A 20,204-nucleotide genomic window follows, 5' to 3' on the forward strand; every position below is an offset into this window, starting at 1 on the left:
CCCGACTCGACAACGGCTACGCTCGAACTTATAGCATCAGCTATAATTACGAGGCTGAAGTTTCATGTCGAGAAAGCGCTATGGGCTTGGCCCGTGGTTCGGATCGTTTGCTGGGATCGGCATTGCCGGCCTCGTCGTCTCGCCGATCCAGGCGGAAGAGGTCGCCCTCGACGAGATCAGCGTCGTCTCGGACAAGCCGGCACGAAGCGCGGGTCCGGGGGCGGCGGGGCCGGCGCCGAAGCCGGCCGACCCGGTCGGCGTCCTGCCGGTGGTGACCGACCGGTTCTCGACGGTCACCGTCGTCTCCGGGGCCGAACTCGCCCGCTCGCAGCCGACCTCCCTTGGCGCGGCGCTGTTCGACAAGCCGGGCCTGTCCGCGACCACCTTCGCGCCGGGCTCGGCCTCGCGGCCGATCATCCGCGGCCTCGACAACCACCGTGTCCGCATCCTCGAGAACGGCACCGGTGTGCAGGACATGTCCGATCTGGGAGAGGACCACGCCGTGCCGATCAACCCGCTGATCAACGACCGTATCGAGGTGATCCGCGGGCCCGCGGGCCTGCGCTACGGCTCCCAGGCCGTCGGTGGCGTGGTCTCGGTCGAGAACAACCGCATCCCGACGAGTATTCCGCCCGGCGGCGTCGCGGGACGGGTGACCACCGGCTACTCGGCCGTCGACAATGGCCGCAACGCCGCCGCCACGGTCGATGCCGGCAGCGGCAACGTTGCCGTCCATGCCGATGCGTTCCGGAGCGCGGCGGACGACTACAACACGCCGCTCGGCATCCAGCGCAATTCCTTCAACGAATCGCAGGGCGGCGCTTTCGGCACCTCCTACCTGTTCGACCGCGGCTTCGTCGGGATGTCCTTCAGCCACTTCGATTCGGTCTACGGCATTCCTGGAATCAGCTCCGCGGCGCAGCGCACCCGCCTCGACCCGGTGCAGGACAAGCTCCAGGCCCGGGGCGAGTACCGGCCGCTGGACGGGCCGTTCGCGGTGATCCGGTTCTGGGCGGGCGGCTCGAACTACCGCCACAACGAGTTCGGCACCGACGCCAACGGCGTCGAGGGGATCGAGGCGGTGTTCAAGAACCGCGCGGCGGAAGGGCGGATCGAATTCGACCACGTGCCGGTCGAGACCGCTTTCGGCACCTTCAGTGGCCAGCTCGGATTCCAGGCCGACCGGCGCAAGCTCCGCATTTCGGGGGCGGAAGGGGGCCTGTTGCGCCCGACCGACACGCGGGTGCAGGCCGCCTACCTGTTCGAGGAACTGGCCCTCGGCGGCGGCCTGCGGTTCCAGGCGGCGGGCCGCATCGAGGGCAACCGCGTCGCCGGCACGCAGGCGCTGTTCCCCTCGAACTTCCTGCCCGACGGCCCCGGCGACGAGCCCGTGGAATCGCGGCGCATCCGCCGCTTCGCCCCGAAAAGCGCGAGCCTCAGCGCGCTCCAGGACCTGCCCCACGGGTTCGTGGGGAGCCTGACCGGCTCCTATGTCGAGCGCGCGCCGACTTCGCCCGAACTGTTCTCGCGCGGTCCGCACGAGGCCTCCGCGACCTTCGAGATCGGCGATCCCAACCTTAAGCCGGAGCGGGCCCGCACCGTCGAGGTGGCGATAAGGCGGGCGGAGGGGCCGTTCCGCCTCGACGCGACCGGCTACGTCACCCGCTATACCGGCTTCGTCTACAAGCGCCTGACCGGCTTCACCTGCGGCGACACCTTCGACAGTTGCGGCATCGGCGGCGGGGATCTGCGGCAGGTCGCCTATTCGCAGGCCGGCGCCACTTTCGCCGGCGCCGAGATTGCGAGCCAGATCGACGTCGTGCCGGTCGGTGACGGGTTTGCCGGCATCAGCGCCCAGTACGATTTCGTGCGCGCCCAGTTCGACGACGGCCGCTTCGTGCCGCGCATCCCGCCCCACCGCGTCGGTGGGGGCGTCTTCCTGCGGGCCGACGGCTGGTTCGCTCAACTCAGCCTGCTGCACGCCTTCGCTCAGACGCAGACGGGCACGCTGGAAACGCCGACGCCGGGCTACAACGACCTCAAGGCGGAGATCGCCTACAGCCGTTCGCTCAATCCGGCGGTCCACGGTCTCAGCGAGGTGACGCTCGGCCTGCGCGGCACGAACCTCCTCGACGACGTGATCCGCAATGCCGCCTCCTTCCGCAAGGACGAGGTCGTGCTGCCGGGCCGCAATGTGCGGCTCTTCCTCACGGCACGGTTCTGACGATCCGGGGTGCTGCTTGGTTCGAACCCTACCCACGCCCTCCGACGTGCCGGTCTCGCCAAGGGAGCGGTGCGGAACCCGTTCAGGATGGCCGGTCGTTTCGAGCGTTCTGAAGCATGCGCACTGCGGCCGATTGCATCAGGTCGCGCGCAGTCATGCGGCGCCTCTCCTCAGTATAGCGTAGACCGAGCGTATCGATCGGGGCAGGCCAGGATTTATGAAAGAGAAGTCCGGCGCCGATATGTTCCATCTCGTGCCCGGGCGGGAGATGCCGTAATGAAATCGCCGCGACTGCGGTTGATGCTGCCCGCTGCGTCTGCGTAGTACGCTATAGAAAGCTGTGCGAAGGTGCGGGATGGATGGGAGCGACAGTCCACCTGCGCAGTCGCGCCGCGGCGAGATGGCCGAGCGGATCCGGGCGCATGACTGGACCGCGACGGCGCTCGGTGCGGCGGACGCTTGGCCGCCGAGCCTCAGGGCCACGATCAGCCTGATCCTCGGCTGCGGCTTCCCCATGATCGCGCTGTGGGGCCGGGATCTGATCCAGGTCTACAACGACGACTTCCGGGACCTGATGGGATCGAAGCACCCGGCCGGGCTGGGTCAGCCGGCACGCGCGTGCTGGCCCGAGATCTGGCACATCACCGCGCCGATCTACGAGCGGGTCTGGAATGGCGAGACGTTCACCTTCGAAGACGCGCTCTACCCGCTGGTCCGGTCGGGCCGCCTCGAAGACGCGTGGTTCACGCTGACCTACAGCCCGTTGCGGGACGAGGCGGAGCGAATCGCGGGCATTCTGGTCACCCTGGTCGAGAGTACGGCCCGCGTGCTGTCCGACCGGGCGTTGCGCGAGAGCGAGGCGCGCTTCCGGGCCGAGCTGGAACGTCAGGTCCAGGAGCGGACGGCGGAGCTTCAAGCGAGCCGCGACCTGCTCAAGGCGACCATGGACAGCTCCATGGACATGATTCAGGTCTTGAAGGCCGTGCGCGATCCGGCGGGCGAGATCGTCGATTTCCGCTGGCTCCTGAACAACTCGACCTCGGCGAGCCGCTACGGCGATGTGGGTGGCCAGAGCCTGCTCGAACGCAATCCGGGCGTGATACAGGAAGGCATCTTCGACACCTTCAAGCGTGTCACGGAAACCGGCCAGCCCGCGACCGCGGAGCGCCGCTACGCCCACGAGCAGTTCGACGGCTGGTTCTTCCAGTGCGCGGTGAAGCTCGGTGACGGAGTCGCCATCACCACCAAGGAAATCTCGGCCTGGAAGGCGGCGCAGAACGAGATGCTGCGGCTTCGCGACGAGAGCGCAAACGCGGCCCTGCGCGAGAGCGAGGAACGCTTTCGCACCCTGGCGAGCCTCATCCCCGTCCTGCTGTGGCGCTCGGACGAGAGCGGGCAGCACAACTCCCTCAACGAGGCTTGGCTCGCCTATACCGGCCAGACCCTGCAGCAATCCCAGGCCGGCGGCTGGCTCGAAGCGATCCATCCCGCCGACCGCGACGCGGTGAGCGAGGCCTTTCGCTCCGGACGCGAGCAGCAGCGGTTGATCGAGGTGCAGCAGCGCATCCGCCGGTATGACGGGCAGTATCGCTGGTTCCTCGTACGGCAGGCGCCCCTCCTCGACACCGAGGGACAGGTCACGCAGTGGATCGGGGCCGCCATGGACATCCACGATCTGCACGATCTGCAGGAGCGCCAGACCATCCTCGTCGCCGAGTTGCAGCACCGCACCCGCAACTTGCTCGGCGTCGTGCGCTCCATCGCCCACCAGACCATGGCGCAGACCGGTCCGACGGAGCGCTTCCGCGAGCAGTTCAACGACCGGCTCGCCGCCCTGTCGCGGGTTCAGGGGCTGCTGTCGCGCTCGGAGCAGGAGCCGATCACCCTGCGCACCCTGATACGAACGGAGCTGGACGCCCTCGGGGGCGGCGACTTCGCCGATCGAATCCATATCGCCGGGCCGCCGGTGCGCCTGCGCAAGGCGTCGGTGCAGACCCTGGCGCTCGCCGTGCACGAACTGGCCACCAATGCCCGTAAGTACGGTGCCCTGACGACCGAGCACGGCCGCCTCTCGGTGACATGGCGCGCCGACCGCGACGACCAGGGCGGAGGAAACCTGCTGATCGAGTGGATCGAGGAGGGCATCAGCCGGCCGCGGGAGGAACAGAGCCCGACGCGGCGCGGCTATGGACGCGAGTTGATCGAGCAGGCGATGCCTTACGCGCTCAACGCCAAGACGCACTACGAACTCGGTGAGACGCGGCTGCGCTGCGCCATCGAACTGCCGCTGGGCGAGCGGTTCGGGCAGGTGAGCACGGCCTGATCGTCGCCGTGCGAGTCGAGGATCAGGCGGCGAGCGCCGTCAGCACCGCGCTGCCCGCCGGGCTCACCTCGTAGCGGGTGCGCTGGGTGCGGCCGTCACGGGCCGTCACGGTGATGAGGGTCTCAGCGGTCAGGCTTTCCACCGCCCGCAGCACCAGGGCGTGCTCGACGCCGAAGATGCGGGCGAAGCTCCGGCTGTCGGCCGCCAGCCCGAGATGCAGGCCGGCGAGGATGCCGGCCTCCAGAAGGCTGAGTTCGGGACGCAGCGCCGCGATCGTGTCGGTCGCGGCGAGAAAGGTCTCGGCGTCGGCAGCGGGCTCGCTCACGCGGCCTTTTTCCTCGCTCACGCAGCCTTGCCCAGATCATTGGCGGCGCGGGCCCGCACCTGGACCAGCACCGACTTCGAGGTCGGCGTATCCGAGAACTCGCCGAAGGCCGAGAGCGGCACCAGCACGTTGAGTTCCGGGTAGTAGCCGGCGAGCGCGCCGCGCGGCATGTCGAAGGGCACGAGGCGGAAATCCTCCGCCACCCGCTCGACGCCGTCCTCGGCATGGACGCAGACGAGATCGACCCGCTCGCCCGCCCGCGCCTTCAGCTCGGCCAGGTCGTCCGGGTTGGCGAACACGACGCGGCGCTCGCCGTAGACGCCGCGGTAGCGGTCGTCGAGGCCGTAGATCGTGGTGTTGTACTGGTCGTGGCTGCGGAAAGTCTGCAGCACGAAGGTATCGCCCCGAAGGCTCGCGCGCTGGTGCTCGGTCGCCACCGGCAGCGGCCCGCTGGAGAAGCCCGCCCGTCCGGTTGCGGTCTCGAACACCCGCTCGGCGGCCAGATTGCGCAGCATGAAGCCGCGGGGCCGCCGCACCCGGGTGTTGAAGCCGGAAAACCCCGGGATCGTCCGCTCGATGCGATCACGGATGAGGTCGTAATCGTCGGCCAGCGCGCCCCAATCGATCCGCTCCGAACCCACCGTCGCCGCGGCCATGCCGGCGATGATGCCGATCTCCGAGCGCAGATGTGGCGAGGCCGGCTTGTTGATGCCGCCCGAGCCGTGGACCATGCTCATCGAATCCTCGACGGTCACGATCTGGACCTTGGCCCGGCTGTTGCGGTCGATCTCGGTGCGCCCGAGGCAGGGCAGCAGGTAGGCGACCCGGCCCGGCACGAGATGCGAGTGGTTGAGCTTAGTCGCGATGTGGACGGTGAGTTCGCAGCCGGCGAGCGCCTTCTCCACCAGCCGCGTGTCCGGCGTCGCGCGCACGAAATTGCCGCCGAGCCCGATGAACGCCTTCGCCGAGCCGTTGAGCATCGCTCCGATGGCACCGAGGACGTTGTGACCGTGCTTGCGCGGGACATTGAGGCCGAACTCGCGGTCGAGCGCTTCGAGAAGCGCGAGGGGCGGCTTCTCGTTGATGCCGACCGTACGGTCGCCCTGCACGTTGGAATGGCCGCGCACCGGGCACAGGCCCGCGCCCGGTCGGCCGATATGGCCGCGCAGGAACAGCAGGTTGGCGATCTCGCGGATCGTTGCCACCGAGTGGCGGTGCTGGGTCACGCCCATCGCCCAGGTCGCGATCACCTTGTCGGCGCCGAGATAGACGTCGGCCGCGGTCTCGATCTCCTCACGGGTCAGGCCGGACTGGTCGAGGATCGCGTCCCACGCCGTCGTCTCGACCGCCGTGCGGTAATCGGCGAAGGCGCTGGTATGCGCGGCGATGAAGGCGTGGTCGAGGAGCGAGGGCTTGCCCGCCTCGATCGCCGCCGCGTCGCGGGCGAAGACGACCTTGGCGATGCCGCGGAAGGCGGCCATGTCGCCGCCGGGCTTCGGCTGGAAGTAATGGCTGGCGATCGGGCGGCTCGCCCCGCGCAGCATCTCGACGCTGTTCTGCGGATCGGCGAAGCGCTCCAGCCCGCGCTCACGCACGGGGTTGAGCACCACGACCCGTGCGCCGCGCTCGGCGGCCCGGCGCAGGTCGCCCAGCATGCGCGGATGGTTGGTGCCGGGGTTCTGGCCGACGACGAAGATCGCGTCCGCCTTCTCGAAATCTTCGAGCAGCACCGTGCCCTTGCCGATGCCGATGGCCTGGACGAGGGCGATGCCGCTCGCCTCGTGGCACATGTTCGAGCAATCGGGGAAGTTGTTGGTGCCGTAGGCCCGGGCGAAGAGCTGGTAGAGGTAGGCCGCCTCGTTCGAGGCGCGGCCGGAGGTGTAGAACTCGACGCGATCGGGATGGTCGAGGCCGCGCAGGGTCGCGCCGATCTCGGCGAACGCCTCGTCCCATTCCACGGCGCGGTAGGTGTCGGTCTTGGCGTCGTAGCGCATCGGATGCGTGAGGCGGCCCTCGCTCTCCAGCGCGTAATCGGTCCAGCCGCGCAGCTCCGAGACGGGATGCTTGGCAAAGAAACGCGGCGTCGCGCGCTTGTCGGTGGCCTCCCAGGAGACCGCCTTCACGCCGTTCTCGCAGAACTCGAACGAGGAGCCGTGGGCCGGGTCGCCCCAGGCGCAGCCGGGGCAATCGAAGCCGTCGGGCTGGTTGGCGCTGAGCAGGGCGCGTGCGCCGGAGATCGGCGCCCGGCTCCCCAACAGGAACTTGCCGCAGCTCTTCAGCGCGCCCCAGCCGCCCGCGGCGGAAGAACGCTTGGGTAGGCCTTGCGAACGATCCATCCGTGAGCCCGGTCTTCGCGATGTGGGAGATGTCTTCGACGATCCGCGCCCGCCGCTTCGCCCCCTGGCGGGTGAGCGGTTTCAGATGCCGTGACCGGGAAATAACATCTCGCAGATGCGAGTTGATGCGTGGCCGATGATGGGGGAGGCATTCGCCGTACGCAGGGCAATTTAACTCGACTCCAGAAGATGCCCGTTCCTGGAATAGCTCAAAGCTGAATTTGGGTCAGAGTGCCGCGTGACTTATAGAACTTTGGTGCATTGCATCAAAATTCACATGGTAAGAAATCGCGTGGCGGATCGGTTCATACAGCCCGCCCGCGCCGTCTCAGGGCCGATCCGTTGTTGCGGCGGCAGGACGAATGCGACGCGAGCCCTATGCCCGTCGCGGCCGCCGGATCATGTCACGGACGCTGGCGCTGGCGCGCAGAACGGGACCTGCTCCGTCATCGTCAGGCGGAGCCGCGGTGATCCGGAGCGCCGAGCCCACCAAAGAGGCCGTGCGACGGCGTGGGGCCGGGTCAGGCGTCCCGCGCGAGGGCGGCCGCGTCCCGCCCGACGACCGGGGCGAGGCTCGTCAGGCCCTCCGCCCGCAGCCGCTGGCTCAGGCCGCGCTTGATCGTGCCGACCAGCCCCGGCCCCTCGTAGACGAGGGCGGAGTAGAGCTGGACGAGGCGCGCACCGGCCCGGATCTTGGTCCAGGCGGCCTCCGCCGAATCGATGCCGCCGACGCCGATCAGCGGGATCCGGTCGCCGACGCGCAGATAGGTCTCCGCCAGGAGCCGTGTCGACGGGCCGAACAGCGGCCGTCCGGACAGGCCGCCGGTCTCCTTCGCGACGGAGGATTCTACGAGGGACGTCGGCCGGGCGATGGTCGTGTTCGAGACGACAAGGCCCTGGATGCCGCGCCGGAGCGCCGTCGCCGTCATGGCGTCGAGCCCTTCGAGCGCGATGTCGGGCGCGATCTTGAGGAGCACGGCGGCGCTCGATCCGCTGGCATCGCGGGCGGCGACGACGCGGGCGAGCAGGTCATCGAGGAAGGCCTCACCCTGGAGGTCGCGCAGGCCCGGCGTGTTGGGCGAGGAGACGTTGACGGTGATGAAGGCGACATGCGGGGCGAGCCGCGCGGTGCAGGCGACGTAGTCGGCGAGCCGGTCCGCCGATTCCTTGTTGGCGCCGATGTTGACGCCGACGATCCCCTCGCGGCCAACGCGGGCCTTGAGCCGGTCGGCCACCGCGTCGAGCCCCTCGCTGTTGAGGCCGAAGCGGTTGATCACCGCCCGGTCACGGGGGAGCCGGAACACCCGCGGGCGCGGATTGCCGGGCTGGGGCCGCGGTACGACTCCGCCGACCTCGACGAAGCCGAAACCGAGGCCGAGCAGCGCATCGGCCACCCGCGCGCCCTTGTCGAACCCGGCGGCGAGGCCGACCGGATTGGGAAAGCTCTGCCCGAACAACTCGACGGCCAGGGACGCATCGTCGGCTGGCGGACGCCGCGGCGGCAGCAGCGACAGGCCGCGAATCGTCACGTCGTGCGCCGTCTCGGCGTCGAGCCCGTGCAGCAGCGGCCGGGCGAGGGGGAAGAGCGCGTCGATCATGCCTGCGGGATCTCCGCCGGGAACACGTGCCGCCCCTCCGGCCCGAGGGGCATGTCGGTCACGGAGCGCACGGCACTCAAGGGAAGATCACCGTAGAGGTGCGGGAACAGCGCGCCGCCCCGCGACGGCTCGAACCGCAGGGCCGGTCCGAGGTCGTCGCCCTCGATCGCCACGAGCAGCAGGTCGTCCTGCCCGGAAAAGTGGCGGGCGGCGGTTTCGGCGACCTGCTCCGCGGTCGAGAAGTGGATGAAGCCGTCGGCGTGATCGACGGGTGCGCCGGTGAAGCGGCCGAGCGCCTCGGCCTCCCGCCAGAGGCCGCGCGGACAGATCTTGTAGACGAGGGCCATCCGGTCTCCGGGGTCAATCTTCCGGAGCGATAGAACGCGCGCTGGCCGACGGCAACCAATGCGGGATGATACCGGATACGGGGTGCCACGCCTTCACCGCTTGCCGTTCAGATGCGACACTCGCTTCTCCGGATGCTCCGATTGCGTCCGGCACCAGCGGGTTCTAGTTTCCTAACTGTAGGCCGTATGTCTCAACGGCACACGCGCCGGTCTGAGGCCACCATGCTGTCGCACGAGCAGATCTGGACTGCGATCGACCGGTTGGCCGAGCGCCACGGCTTCTCCGCGTCGGGGCTCGCCCGGCGTGCGGGTCTCGATGCCACGAGCTTCAACCGCTCGAAGCGGGTCGGGCCCGACGGGCGCAAGCGCTGGCCCTCGACCGAATCGATCGCGAAGGTGCTCGCCGCCACGGGCGCCAGCCTCGACGACTTCCTGCACCTGGTCGATTCCGGGCAGGGTCCGACCCGGACGATGGTGCCGCTGATCGGCCTGACCCAGGCCGGCTCCGGCCGCCTGTTCAACGAGGAGGGGATCCCGACCGGCGGCCCTGGCTGGGACGAGATCGAGTTTCCCGATCTCGGCGGGGACCGCGCCTTCGCGCTCGAGGTTCAGGGCGATTCGATGCTGCCGCTCTACCGCGACGGCGACGTGCTGATCGTCGCCCCGAATGCCAGCATCCGCAAGGGCGACCGGATCGTGGCGCGGCTCAACAACGGCGAGGTGCTGGCCAAGGAACTGCGCCGCCGCACCGCCCGCACCATCGAACTCGCCTCGCTCAACCCCGACCACGAGGATCGGGCGGTGCCGCTCGCCGACGTCGCCTGGATGGCGCGCGTGATGTGGGTGCGGCAGTAGAAGGCGCCGGCTACAGCCCCGCCAGCCGATGGGCCATGCCGAGGGCGATCTGGCCCGAGAGCAGGCTCCAGCCGCAGGCGATCATCGTCGCGATCATCACGAAGGGGATCGGCCGGCGCTCGATGCGCCGACCCCGCAGAGTGTTGCGCAGGATGATGAAGGGCGCGACCACCGCGATCATCGGCAGCGCGGCCAAGGCGGTGACGCCGCCGGCTTCCAGCAGACGGAAGCTCGCCCGCCGGTTCGTGGCGTATTCGAAGGCGCTCGCCAGCAGCCCCGCCAGCGCGAGACCGACGATGAGCGCCTGGATGGATTCGACGGAAGACGGGCTCACGGTCATGACGCGCTCGACGCTCCTTCTCAGGATGTAACGCGCAGTCTGACCGATCGTTTACGTGTTGTTAAGAAAGACGTTTCGTTAACATTAACGCCGCCCACAGGTTCGACGCCGGAAGTGGGCGCCGAGCCCGGAGCGGTGCAGCCGGCCGAAACGGAGGCCGGCTCGCGACGTCATACCAAATCCGGTTGATCCCTTCGGGATGGCGGATTTGGGCTTCGCTCAGGCGCCGCGCGGGCTGAGGGATACGGTCCACGCTTGAATCAAGCGAGGATCGTATCAGGCGTCTTCTTCGAGATCGATGTCGAGGATCGCCATGCGGAAGGTGAAGGAATCGTCGCCGTCTTCCTTGTCGTCGGCGAGGACACCGATCGACTCGTCGCCGATGAACACCTCGGCGGAATCACCGGTTTTCATCGCCACGACGCGGATGCTGGCATTGGCGAACTTGCGGCGCAGGTAATCCTGCAGCTTGGCGACTTCGGTCTTGGTCACGCCGTCAACCTTCTTGCGAGGCGGTGCGTGCCGGGACGCGTGATCCCGGCGGCAGCGCTGAGGGGCTTGTGATGGTGGCCGGCGGCTTGCCACGTCGGGGGAGGGCAGGCAACCCGCCGGACGCGGAGAGCGGCTTCAGATTCCGCCGGCGATATCGATGAACTCGCTCATCGCCACGAGCTGGTCCATCGAGCGAGCTGGCTCGGCGCAGCCGGCCGCGCCGACGACGCGCGCGGGCACGCCGACGACGGTGGTGTGGGCCGGCACCGACCGAAGCACGACCGAGCCGGCCGCGACCCGGGCGCAGGCCCCGACCTCGATGTTGCCGAGGATCTTGGCGCCCGCGCCGATCATCACGCCGCGGCGGATCTTGGGGTGGCGGTCGCCGCCATGCTTGCCCGTGCCGCCGAGCGTCACCGCGTGCAGGATCGAGACGTCGTCCTCGATCACCGCGGTGGAGCCGATCACGACCCCGGTCGCATGGTCGAAGAACACCCCGCGCCCGATCCGGGCGGCCGGGTGGATGTCGGTCTGGAATACCTCCGACGACCGGCTTTGCAGGTAGAGCGCGAGGTCGCGCCGGCCCTGGCCCCAGTACCAGTGGGCGAGGCGGTGCGCCTGGATCGCGTGGAAGCCCTTGAAATAGAGCAGCGGCTCGAGCGCCCGGGTCGTCGCCGGGTCGCGGTCCATCACTGCGAGGATGTCGGCGCGCATGCTCTGGCCGATGCGAACGTCGTCCTGAAGCGCTTCGTGGAAGCCGTGAGCGACGAGTTCGCTCGAGAGCGAGGCGTGGCCGAGGCGGGTGGCGACGCGATGCGCGACCGCCGCCTCCAGGCTCGGATGGTTGAGGATGGTCGCCACGAAGAACGAGGCGAGCTGCGGCTCGTCGCGCACCACCGTTTCCGCCTCGGTGCGCACGCGCGTCCAGAGCGGATCGACGATTCCGGCGATGCCTTCGCGCCCGGAGGCCGGGCTGAGCGACGGACTGGCGGACATGCATTCCTCCTCGACAGCGTGGGCTGTCCATCCGGCTTGAGGCCGCGACGTGCCCGCTTCCGGCAGCGTGTTCGCGCCGCCCCGCACGGCCTCGCCGAGACGGCCCGTGAGACGGGTTATGTCGCCGGGCGGGGCGTGGGGTTACGACGCGTATCGCGAAAAGAGCGCGGAAGAGAAGCGTCTTCGCCCGCGCCGGGTCAAGCCCTACAGCTTGGGGCGATCCCGCGCCGCATCAAGGGGCCGGGTTACACCCTGCGGCGGATGGCGCCGCAAGGCTGCGATCACGCGGCCGGGCGACGCCCACCGGTGTCGTTGCCGCTGAAGCGGGTCTCGATCACTTCGATCAGACGCTCGGCCATGACCTCGACCGGCACGTCGGAGGTGTCCACGACGGCGGAGGCGCGGGCATAGAGCGGCTCGCGGCTGAGCAGCACCGCGCGCAGATCCTCCAGCACCGAGGCCGGATCGCCCTTGCCCTCGACATGGCCCTGGTCGCGCACCCGCTGAAGATGCTCTTCGGGGCGGGCCTGAAGCCAGATCGTGTAGAAGGAGGAGAGCAGCAGGTCGTAGGTCAGCGGCTCGGCGACGATGCTGCCGCCGGTGGCGAGCACCATCGGCCCCGGCTGCTCGGCGAGGCCGCGCAGGGCCTTCTGCTCCAGCCGGCGATAGCCTTCCTGGCCGTAGATCGCGAAGATCTCGCGCACCGACAGACCGTTCTCGCGCTCGATCTCCGTGTTGAGCTCCACGAAGCGCCAGCCGAGATGGGCCGCCGCCATCCGGCCCAGCGTCGATTTGCCGGCACCGCGCAGGCCCACCAGCGCCACGCGCCGCCGGATCGTCCGCGATTCCGTGCCGGTCGAGCCTGCAAGCGCCGATTTGGCCAGGGCGATCTGGTCAGGACTGGCCTGATCGAGCAGGTCGCGGATGACGCGCCAGTCGGACGAGGCTTCCTGGGTCGCGACGAGATCGTCGAGCCGCATCCCCATCGCATTGGCGACGCGCCGCAGCAGGATGATCGAGACGTTGCCCTGGCCGCTCTCGAGCTGGGCAATGTAGCGCTCGGACAGGCCGGAGGCCTGCGACAGCAGCTTGCGCGAAAGCCCGCGCACCGTCCGCGCGTGGCGCACGCGCCGGCCGAGTTCGTTGAGGAAGCTCGCTTCTTGATCGGCCGCGTCGGTCATGGCCCCACTCACTTCATCGTCCTTTCCGACGCCCGCCTCGATCCGCATCCATGCCGAACAGTTCCGGCGAGGCCTCGACCTCGCGTCTGGAACACCATCCGCTCGTCCGGAGACCCGAACGAGAGACGCCCGCTGCAACCCGCGGGCCAAAGCACACGGATACGGCGGGGAAGGCGCACATCTGGCGACTGGCGAGCTGCGGTGCAACCCATCGCACGAGCTTAGCATCCATGCGAACTCGCCGCTGGATAACATATGCTATGCTGCAATGCGAGAGGCATGGCTGGGTAAAACGCTCATCCGCCAACTTTACCCCCTCGAATAGGGTGCACCTGAGCCGGTTCTTCCGGACGCCGCGCACCATGCTCGGGCTGCCCTGTGGACAACGGTTCCGGCGCGCGGAACCCATTGAACAGCCTCGCGGAGTCGGGCTGAGTATCCCGGTTGCGCCGGGTGCGAGTCTCATGCTCGTCGATGTGGCATGTGTCGAAGATTGCTGCATTGCGGCCTGAGTCGCACCAGCGGGCAGGGTTGGTGCCCCCGCCGTCCGCCGATCAGCACGTTCATGAGGTTGTCCGGGTCGCCGTTCTCGCTGGTCCAGCGGTAGACCATCATGGTCGACCTGCCAGCGTGGACGGTGAGCCGCGGCGTGGACGAGGCGACTCATCGCGCGTCCGCTCCGGTCGGCCGGCGGGCCGTGCCCGGCCGCTCGGTGCCGCCGGGCACCCGCGGGAAGTCCAGGCGCACGAGGGTGCCGTGCTCCGGTGCGCTCTCGACGGCGATGCGGCCCTGGAGCTTGGCCGTGACGAGGTTGTGCACGATGTGCATGCCGAGCCCGGTGCTGCCGCGGGAGCGGGCCGTGGTGAAGAACGGGTCGAAGATCCGCCCGAGATGCTCCGGCGCGATGCCGCCGCCATCGTCGCTCACCTCCAGCCGCACGAGCGCTCCGGGCGTCGAGACCCGCACCGTGATGGTTCCGGGCCGCTCGGCGCCGGCAAAACCGTGCACGACGGCGTTGGCGACGAGGTTGGTGACGACCTGCGCGAGCACGCCGGGATAGGTGTCGAGGACGATGCCGGGCGGGACCTCACACCGAATCCTGTGGCCGCCCTTGCGCAGCATCGGCTGGAGGCTCGCGAGCAATTCGCCGAGCCAGATATCGAGGTCGAAGCTCCGGCGCTCGTCGCTCGCCCGGTCCACCGCCACCTGCTTGAAGCCGTGGACGAGGTCGGCGGCGCGGGTCAGGTTCGCGCAGAGCAGTTGCGCGCCCTCGCCGACCCGATCGACGAAATGGGTCAGGCGCGAGCGCGAGAGCGTGCCCGCCGCGACCAAATCCTGGAAGGTCCGCGTCTCGTCGCGCACCAGCGTCGCGGTGGTCAGCGCGATGCCGAGCGGCGTGTTGATCTCGTGGGCGACGCCGGCCACGAGCTGCCCCAGCGAGGCGAGTTTTTCCACGCGGATCAGGTCGTCCTGGGCCTGGCGAAGATCGTGCAGGGCGGTGTCCGCCTGATCCTTGGCCCGCCGCAGCGCCCGTTCGCGCCGGCCGATCTCGGTCACGAAGAAGTTCGTCGCGCGGGCGATGTCGCCGAGTTCGTCCGTGCGCTGCGTGCCCGAGAGCCCCTCCGCCTTCGGGTCGGCGGCGAGCGCGATCATGTCGCCCTGAAGCTGGCGCAGCGGCACGAGGATCGAGCGGGCGACGGCCAGTGCGACGAGGGCTCCGAGCAACAGGCCGATGGCCGCCCCAGCAAGGAGGAGCCGGCCGAGGAAGGTGCCGAACCGGTCGGCATCCTCGACCGCGTCGTCGTTGAGGTCGCGGGCGGCCTCGCTCAGGCCGGCGGCGAGGCCGTCCATTTCGGCGATCATCGCGTTCTGGCGCTTGAGCCCGTCGATCGTGGTGGCGAGCCGCGCGCGCCAGCCGTCGATGGCCTCGATCATGTCGGATTGGATCAGCGGCGAGATCGGCAGGGTGGAGGCGCTCGCCGAGAGCCGCTCGCCCTCGCCGAGCATGGCGGAGACGGCCTCCGCATCGCGCCGGGCCAGCGCCTCGGCGGTGCGCTGGCCCAGCTTGAGCGTGGCGATGCCGATATTCTGCGTCGCCTGCTCGGTGGCGTTGGCCTCGCCTGCGGAGGCGAGGAGCTGCGCCACCGCGTCGTCGAGCGTGCGCTGCTCGGAGGTTGCGGTCTTGAGCCAGCGTTCGCCCCACTCCGTCAGCCGGTCGCCAGCGGCCGGCTCCGAGGCGGTCAGCCCCTCCGCCTCCGTCGCTTCGGTCTCGCGGGAGGTGGCGCGCAGGGCCGCGGCGAGGTCGCGGCCGGCATGGACGAGGCGGGTGCGCTCGGAGTGCGCGGCCTCCTCGCCGCGTTGCCGGGCAAGCGCGCCCTGCCACGCGGCGGCCAGCACGGCGTTGAGCCCCGCCACGACGTCGCGAGTCGCGCGCAGCCGGTTGACCTTCCCCGTCATCGTCCAGGCGAGATCGACGTTGGCGGCCTGCTGGCGCTGGCGCGCCTGTTCGGCAAGGTCGGTCAGGCGGTTCGCGCGCTGTCCCATCTCGGCGATGAGACCGTCATTCTCGCGGGCGACCGCGGAGAAATCCCGCATCCGCGCCACGTAGCGGCCGAGGGATTGGCGCGCCGCGGCGGCCCGCTCGGCCTGGCTCCGGGTGCGGGCCTGATTCTGAAGCGCTTCCAGGCCGCGTCCGGCTCGGGCGGTCAGGTCGAAGAACCGCGTCTCGATCGCCGCGCGTGCGTCGGCGCGGGCGGAGACGGAATCGTCGCGGACCATCCGCGCCAGGGTGAGGTCGTGATAGACGCGGGCGGCGAGCAGGGCGCCGGCCCGGGCCCGCTCCCCCTGGGCGAGCAGGAACCAGCCCGCCGCCGCGATGGCCGCGGCGACGAGGATCGGGACACCGCCGACCAGGGCAATCTTCCGGCCGACCCGCATCCTCGCCCCGTGGCGGGCTCCCTCGGGAGCGTTCTTCGTCGCAGCGGGATCGTCGCCGGAAACGCGTCGCCGAACAAGGGCGTCGTGCCGGTCTGGATGGGGGCGACGGACCGAGCCGTCGTCACGCGCCTGCCGGGGCCGTGTGGCGCCGCTTACGCACCGGGGCCCCCCGGCCGCCGGAGGTGCCGAAGCGCCCTTCCTTGGTCGGCGTCGTCGGGACGGGTCGGCCGTCGCGCCCGCCCTGCTGGCGCCCGTGCAGGATCTCCCGCAGGTTGGCCAGCGTCTCCGCCGAGGCCTCCAGATCCTCCTTCGAGAAATGCGGCATGGCGGCCCTCCTCAACGCGCGGTGAGAGCGATGATGCGGACCTTGCGCCCGTCGGCGGCGCAGGCTGCCGGTTGGTAGGGCCACGCGGCGGCACAGGGGGCGGTCGTCGATGTTTCGCCCTTGAGCGCCGTCGCTTTGGGCGCCGAGACCTTGGAAGCCATTGCGGCGGGCGCCTGGATGGGCGCTGCGGACAAAGCCGGCTTCGGGCCGGCGGCGGCATCCGTCGCGGCCAAGCCGGCGACGAGGCCGGCGGACAAAACCGCGCTCGCGGCGATCATGGAAACCAATCCCTGCATGACATCCTCCCGCGGCTTTGCCGTCGTTGATGGGAGTGCTTGTAGGCAGTGGCCATGTCCGGCGTTTTGCGTCGTCCGTCACAGGATCACGGGATCAGGGGCGATTGTTGCGTCTCGCAGCCGCCGACGAAACATTCGGCGGCGGGGACGGCGCTTTCAGTCGCCTTCGGGCCGGAAGATGTAGCCGAGGCCGCGCACGGTGCGGATGTAGCGCGGGTTGGCCGGGTCCGGCTCCACCTTCTTGCGGATGCGGTTGATTCGTACGTCGATCGCCCGGTCGAACGCGTCCGGATCGCGGGCATCGGCGAGGTCGAGCAGGCGCTCGCGCGACAGGGCCCGTTTCGGATGGTCGGCGAAGGCCTTGAGGAGATCGAATTCCGAGCGGGTGAGCGGTTGCTCCACGCCCGCATCGTCGCGCAGGCGCAGGGCATCGAGTTCGAGCCACTTCGTGCCGAACCGAACCGTTCGCGTCGGTGCCGCGGCTTCGGGCGCCGCCGCCTGCGGAGATGCCGGCGCGACCTGGGCCCGCCGCAGCACCGAGCGCACCCGGGCGACGAGTTCGCGCAACTCGCAGGGCTTGGGCAGGTAATCGTCCGCGCCGAGTTCGAGCCCCACCACCCGGTCGATCGCACTCGCCGTCGCCGTCAGCATGATGATCGGTATCGGGCTTCGCGCCTTCAGATCCCGCACGATGGAGAGGCCGTCCTCCTCGGGCATGTTGAGGTCGAGCACGATCAGGTCCGGCGTGCGGATCTGGAGATGCGCCCGCAGCGCCCGTCCGCCCTCGCACAGGGCCACGTCGAAGCCGTGCAGGCGCAGATAGTCGCCGACCATGGCGCGGGCATCGGCCTCGTCGTCCACGACGGCGATGTGGGGGCCGCTCGCCGTCATCGACCCGCGCCTGTCCAGTCCGGCGAAAGGAATTGGATGGTCACCTCGATCGTCCCTCGAATCGGAAAGGCACTTTCGGCCGGCCTCGACAGCTTTCGCCCTCACCATGCCCGATCCGGCCTAGCTTGGCGACACCATGGGAACGGCGATCAACGGTTCTTGGCGGGCGAGCCGCGCCGAACTTGTGCACGATCATTGAAGCCGCCCGACGTCGAGCAGCGGGGCATGTGTTGAGACCACTCGCCTTTCGATACGATTTCGTCGCAAGATTTCGCTAAGCATCGCGGTGTGTGCTTTCGAATGGCGTCACCGCTCGCGCCGCTGCATCAAGGGCGGCGTGAGCGCATGCGTTACGCTGATTCGGTCGGCGGATGCATGCGGGCGACCTCGAAGACCGCGGAAGGCCTTCACGCGATGAACGACGACGACTGGCTCGAACTCATCCCCGACGAGGCTGCGGAAGCGCCGACCCGAGCCGGAACCTGGACCATCGCGGTGGTCGACGACGATCCGGCCGTCCACGAGGGCACCCGCTACGCGCTCGCCGGCTACAGCCTCGACGGGCGGGGTCTCGACATCCTCTCCGCCTATTCGGCCCAGGAGGCGCGGGCGCTGCTCGCCGAGCGGCGCGACATCGCCATCGTGCTGCTCGACGTCGTGATGGAGACCGACGATGCCGGACTGAGGCTCGTCGATTACATCCGCCGGGAGCTGAAGGAGGAGACCGTCCGCATCATCCTGCGCACCGGCCAGCCGGGGCAGGCGCCGGAGCGGCGCGTCATCGTCGATTACGACATCAACGACTACAAGGCGAAGACCGAACTCACCGCCGACAAGCTCTTCACCAGCCTCACCGCGGCGCTCCGGGCCTACCAGCAGCTGCGGCGGCTCGACGAGACCCGGCGCGGCCTGGAAATCATCATCGACGCCGCACCGATGCTGCTCGACCACAAGTCGATGCAGCGGCTCGCCGAAGGGGTGCTGACCCAGGTCGCCTCGCTCCTCAATGTCGATTGCGCCGGCATCCTGGTTCTGCGCGAGAGCGAGGATGCCGCCGACCGGCGGGAGGGCGGCTTCTGCGTGTTGGCGGGCTCGGGGCTCTACGGCGGCTATGTCGGGCGCGACCCTGGCTGGCCGCTCGATCCCGGTATCCAGCCCCTGGTCGAGCAAGCCTTCGCCGCGCGCTGCCACAACTTCGGCGACAACCTCTCCACGCTCTATGTCCAGACCGCGAGCGGCAGCGAGATCGTCGCGCTGATCGACACCGACCGCCCGCTCTCCGACACCGACCGGGCGCTGATCACCCTGTTGGCGGGGCGTCTCTCGGTCGCGTTCGACAACGTGATTCTCTACGAGCGGCTGCAGCGCGCCAACGTCACCTTGGAGCAGCGGGTGGTCGAGCGCACCGCCGAGCTGATCCGTGCCAACCGCCGCCTCGACATGCAGCGCTCGGACCTGCGCCGGGCCAACAGCCTCAAGACCGAGATTCTGGGCACCATCGCCCACGACCTGAAGAACCCGCTCTCGGTGATTCTGGGCCGCTCCGAGATGCTGACCGATCTGATCGGCCTCGATCAGGGGGATGCCTCCGGCGTGGAGAAGGCGCAGGCGGCGATGCTGACCCAGGTCGAGCACATCCGCGCCTCGGCCACGCGCCTGATCGACATGATCGACAGCCTCATGGCCGATGCCATGAACGACGCCCTCGACATCACCCTGCGGCGGGAACCCGTCGATCTCGCCGGCCTCGCCCGCGAGGTCTGCGAGGCCAACCGTCCGCTCGCTGAGTCGAAGGGCCAGAGCCTGGTGATGGATCTCGCCGGCCCGCTCTCGCTCTGCGGCGACGCCGAGCGGCTGCGCGAGGCGCTCGACAATCTCGTCTCGAACGCGATCAAGTATTCCTATCCCGGCGGCGCGATCGCGGTGAGCGTGCGGGAGGAGGCGGGCGACCTCGTCTGCGCGGTGGCCGACCAGGGGCCCGGCCTGTCGCCGGAGGATGCCGGCCGCCTGTTCGGCCGCTACCAGCGCCTCTCGGCCAAGCCCACCGGCGGCGAGGGCTCGACGGGGCTGGGCCTCTCCATCGTCAAGCGCATCGCCGAACTCCACGGCGGCCGCGCCGAAGCGTTTTCCGACGGACCGGGGCAGGGGGCCGAGTTCGCGATGCGGTTTCCGAGGGAGGCGGTGGGGGTGCCTTAGGGGCGAAACCGGGCAGCGTGGTCAGGCGGGGCGCTGCCCGCGAACCGAAGCGACCAGCAGATCGAATCGATGGCGCTGTCGGGGGGCTAAAGCGTGTTCATGCCAACAATGCAGAACCCATGTCCGAAAGGATCGCTGCAGAACGCAACGGGGGGAAAGCCCGGCACGCGGTGCACCTGTTCTGATCTTGCGCCATTCGCCAAAGCGCGCCCGAGCGTTCCTTCGAAGTCATCGACACGGAAATCGACGTGAACCGGTGTCCAATGGCGCTCATACCGGCGGAGGTCGTTGCTTCCCGGCGCGGGTGATGATCCGGCCGGCTTCGCGAGAAGCCCGATCGTCGCATCGCCCGATGCCAACGTCGCGTAGCCGGGGTGAGGCCGCGCCGTTTCGACGAACCCGAAGACATCACCGAAGAACTTCAGACCCTCTTCGATCGACGGGACGTCGATGGAAACCGTCACCTTCATGTCAGCCATTCCCATCGCTTGTCCGCCGACCGGCCTGTGCGGAGCTTAATGCGTATCGCGCATCAGGTCCTG

At 69.3% G+C, this 20,204-nt stretch carries 17 protein-coding genes; 4 read left to right on the forward strand and 13 right to left on the reverse strand.

What is annotated here, in order from left to right; all coding sequences use genetic code 11:
* Nucleotides 1-64 precede the first annotated feature (64 nt).
* Nucleotides 65-2,224 carry a TonB-dependent receptor gene (locus OVA30_RS06795; protein ID WP_268175008.1) on the forward strand — a complete coding sequence of 720 codons (2,160 nt, stop codon included), beginning with the start codon at nucleotides 65-67 and terminating at the stop codon, nucleotides 2,222-2,224.
* Nucleotides 2,225-2,579: 355 nt separating this feature from the next.
* A complete protein-coding gene (locus OVA30_RS06800; protein ID WP_268175009.1) occupies nucleotides 2,580-4,547 on the forward strand; it encodes a PAS domain-containing sensor histidine kinase in 1,968 nt (655 codons plus the stop codon).
* Between the two features lie 22 nt (nucleotides 4,548-4,569).
* On the opposite strand, the gene OVA30_RS06805 is transcribed toward OVA30_RS06800, so the two are convergent.
* The 4 genes from OVA30_RS06805 to OVA30_RS06820 form a co-directional block, all read right to left on the reverse strand.
* On the reverse strand, nucleotides 4,570-4,872 hold the full coding sequence (locus OVA30_RS06805) for a hypothetical protein (protein ID WP_182568984.1): 303 nt from the start codon (nucleotides 4,870-4,872) through the stop codon (nucleotides 4,570-4,572).
* A 17-nt stretch (nucleotides 4,873-4,889) separates the two neighbouring features.
* Nucleotides 4,890-7,208, reverse strand: coding sequence for an FdhF/YdeP family oxidoreductase (locus OVA30_RS06810; RefSeq protein ID WP_268175010.1), 2,319 nt, complete (start codon nucleotides 7,206-7,208; stop codon nucleotides 4,890-4,892).
* A 521-nt stretch (nucleotides 7,209-7,729) separates the two neighbouring features.
* On the reverse strand, nucleotides 7,730-8,806 hold the full coding sequence (locus OVA30_RS06815) for a quinone-dependent dihydroorotate dehydrogenase (protein ID WP_268175011.1): 1,077 nt from the start codon (nucleotides 8,804-8,806) through the stop codon (nucleotides 7,730-7,732).
* A complete protein-coding gene (locus OVA30_RS06820) occupies nucleotides 8,803-9,153 on the reverse strand; it encodes a DUF952 domain-containing protein (RefSeq protein ID WP_003604160.1) in 351 nt (116 codons plus the stop codon). Before OVA30_RS06820 ends, OVA30_RS06815 begins: the two co-directional genes overlap by 4 nt.
* 222 nt (nucleotides 9,154-9,375) lie before the next feature.
* Here OVA30_RS06820 and OVA30_RS06825 point away from each other — a divergent pair, with 222 nt between their 5' ends.
* Nucleotides 9,376-10,008 carry a S24 family peptidase gene (locus OVA30_RS06825; RefSeq protein WP_012253605.1) on the forward strand — a complete coding sequence of 211 codons (633 nt, stop codon included), beginning with the start codon at nucleotides 9,376-9,378 and terminating at the stop codon, nucleotides 10,006-10,008.
* A 10-nt stretch (nucleotides 10,009-10,018) separates the two neighbouring features.
* On the opposite strand, the gene OVA30_RS06830 is transcribed toward OVA30_RS06825, so the two are convergent.
* The 8 genes from OVA30_RS06830 to OVA30_RS06865 form a co-directional block, all read right to left on the reverse strand.
* Nucleotides 10,019-10,348, reverse strand: coding sequence for a DUF6949 family protein (locus tag OVA30_RS06830; RefSeq protein ID WP_012253606.1), 330 nt, complete (start codon nucleotides 10,346-10,348; stop codon nucleotides 10,019-10,021).
* A gap of 276 nt (nucleotides 10,349-10,624) precedes the next feature.
* Nucleotides 10,625-10,840, reverse strand: coding sequence for a DUF3126 family protein (locus OVA30_RS06835; RefSeq protein WP_003604163.1), 216 nt, complete (start codon nucleotides 10,838-10,840; stop codon nucleotides 10,625-10,627).
* A 135-nt stretch (nucleotides 10,841-10,975) separates the two neighbouring features.
* Nucleotides 10,976-11,836 carry a serine O-acetyltransferase gene (cysE, locus tag OVA30_RS06840; RefSeq protein WP_003604165.1) on the reverse strand — a complete coding sequence of 287 codons (861 nt, stop codon included), beginning with the start codon at nucleotides 11,834-11,836 and terminating at the stop codon, nucleotides 10,976-10,978.
* A gap of 281 nt (nucleotides 11,837-12,117) precedes the next feature.
* Nucleotides 12,118-13,065 carry a helix-turn-helix transcriptional regulator gene (locus OVA30_RS06845; RefSeq protein WP_003604166.1) on the reverse strand — a complete coding sequence of 316 codons (948 nt, stop codon included), beginning with the start codon at nucleotides 13,063-13,065 and terminating at the stop codon, nucleotides 12,118-12,120.
* Between the two features lie 615 nt (nucleotides 13,066-13,680).
* Complete coding sequence (locus tag OVA30_RS06850; protein WP_268175013.1) at nucleotides 13,681-15,954, reverse strand: sensor histidine kinase; 2,274 nt, start codon at nucleotides 15,952-15,954, stop codon at nucleotides 13,681-13,683.
* A 121-nt stretch (nucleotides 15,955-16,075) separates the two neighbouring features.
* The gene (locus tag OVA30_RS06855) at nucleotides 16,076-16,279 is read right to left on the reverse strand and encodes a hypothetical protein (RefSeq protein ID WP_012253609.1); all 204 of its coding nucleotides are present in this window, start codon (nucleotides 16,277-16,279) and stop codon (nucleotides 16,076-16,078) included.
* Nucleotides 16,280-16,290: 11 nt separating this feature from the next.
* On the reverse strand, nucleotides 16,291-16,575 hold the full coding sequence (locus OVA30_RS06860; RefSeq protein ID WP_245268185.1) for a hypothetical protein: 285 nt from the start codon (nucleotides 16,573-16,575) through the stop codon (nucleotides 16,291-16,293).
* 156 nt (nucleotides 16,576-16,731) lie between these two features.
* On the reverse strand, nucleotides 16,732-17,466 hold the full coding sequence (locus OVA30_RS06865; RefSeq protein ID WP_082290178.1) for a response regulator: 735 nt from the start codon (nucleotides 17,464-17,466) through the stop codon (nucleotides 16,732-16,734).
* A 375-nt stretch (nucleotides 17,467-17,841) separates the two neighbouring features.
* On the opposite strand from OVA30_RS06865, the gene OVA30_RS06870 reads away from it, so the two are divergent.
* The gene (locus OVA30_RS06870) at nucleotides 17,842-19,662 is read left to right on the forward strand and encodes an ATP-binding response regulator (RefSeq protein ID WP_268177464.1); all 1,821 of its coding nucleotides are present in this window, start codon (nucleotides 17,842-17,844) and stop codon (nucleotides 19,660-19,662) included.
* 86 nt (nucleotides 19,663-19,748) lie between these two features.
* Here OVA30_RS06870 and OVA30_RS06875 read toward each other — a convergent pair whose 3' ends face one another.
* Nucleotides 19,749-20,132: a VOC family protein gene (locus OVA30_RS06875; RefSeq protein ID WP_082290176.1), complete on the reverse strand. Its 384-nt coding sequence runs from the start codon at nucleotides 20,130-20,132 to the stop codon at nucleotides 19,749-19,751.
* Nucleotides 20,133-20,204 lie beyond the last annotated feature (72 nt).

The sequence above is a fragment of the Methylorubrum sp. SL192 genome (assembly GCF_026672325.1).
GTDB lineage: Bacteria > Pseudomonadota > Alphaproteobacteria > Rhizobiales > Beijerinckiaceae > Methylobacterium > Methylobacterium extorquens.

Excerpts from the sequence above, each read along its gene's own strand:
- OVA30_RS06865 (WP_082290178.1), bottom strand. The coding sequence starts at position 17,466 with ATGACGGCGAGCGGCCCCCACATCGCCGTCGTGGACGACGAGGCCGAT.
- OVA30_RS06820 (WP_003604160.1), bottom strand. The coding sequence starts at position 9,153 with ATGGCCCTCGTCTACAAGATCTGTCCGCGCGGCCTCTGGCGGGAGGCC.
- OVA30_RS06815 (WP_268175011.1), bottom strand. The coding sequence starts at position 8,806 with ATGATCGACGCGCTCTTCCCCCTCGCCCGGCCGCTGCTGCACGGGCTC.
- OVA30_RS06875 (WP_082290176.1), bottom strand. The coding sequence starts at position 20,132 with ATGAAGGTGACGGTTTCCATCGACGTCCCGTCGATCGAAGAGGGTCTG.
- OVA30_RS06825 (WP_012253605.1), top strand. The coding sequence starts at position 9,376 with ATGCTGTCGCACGAGCAGATCTGGACTGCGATCGACCGGTTGGCCGAG.
- OVA30_RS06870 (WP_268177464.1), top strand. The coding sequence starts at position 17,842 with ATGCGGGCGACCTCGAAGACCGCGGAAGGCCTTCACGCGATGAACGAC.
- cysE (WP_003604165.1), bottom strand. The coding sequence starts at position 11,836 with ATGTCCGCCAGTCCGTCGCTCAGCCCGGCCTCCGGGCGCGAAGGCATC.
- OVA30_RS06860 (WP_245268185.1), bottom strand. The coding sequence starts at position 16,575 with ATGCAGGGATTGGTTTCCATGATCGCCGCGAGCGCGGTTTTGTCCGCC.
- OVA30_RS06800 (WP_268175009.1), top strand. The coding sequence starts at position 2,580 with ATGGATGGGAGCGACAGTCCACCTGCGCAGTCGCGCCGCGGCGAGATG.
- OVA30_RS06795 (WP_268175008.1), top strand. The coding sequence starts at position 65 with ATGTCGAGAAAGCGCTATGGGCTTGGCCCGTGGTTCGGATCGTTTGCT.
- OVA30_RS06845 (WP_003604166.1), bottom strand. The coding sequence starts at position 13,065 with ATGCGGATCGAGGCGGGCGTCGGAAAGGACGATGAAGTGAGTGGGGCC.
- OVA30_RS06810 (WP_268175010.1), bottom strand. The coding sequence starts at position 7,208 with ATGGATCGTTCGCAAGGCCTACCCAAGCGTTCTTCCGCCGCGGGCGGC.
- OVA30_RS06850 (WP_268175013.1), bottom strand. The coding sequence starts at position 15,954 with ATGCGGGTCGGCCGGAAGATTGCCCTGGTCGGCGGTGTCCCGATCCTC.
- OVA30_RS06830 (WP_012253606.1), bottom strand. The coding sequence starts at position 10,348 with ATGACCGTGAGCCCGTCTTCCGTCGAATCCATCCAGGCGCTCATCGTC.
- OVA30_RS06855 (WP_012253609.1), bottom strand. The coding sequence starts at position 16,279 with ATGCCGCATTTCTCGAAGGAGGATCTGGAGGCCTCGGCGGAGACGCTG.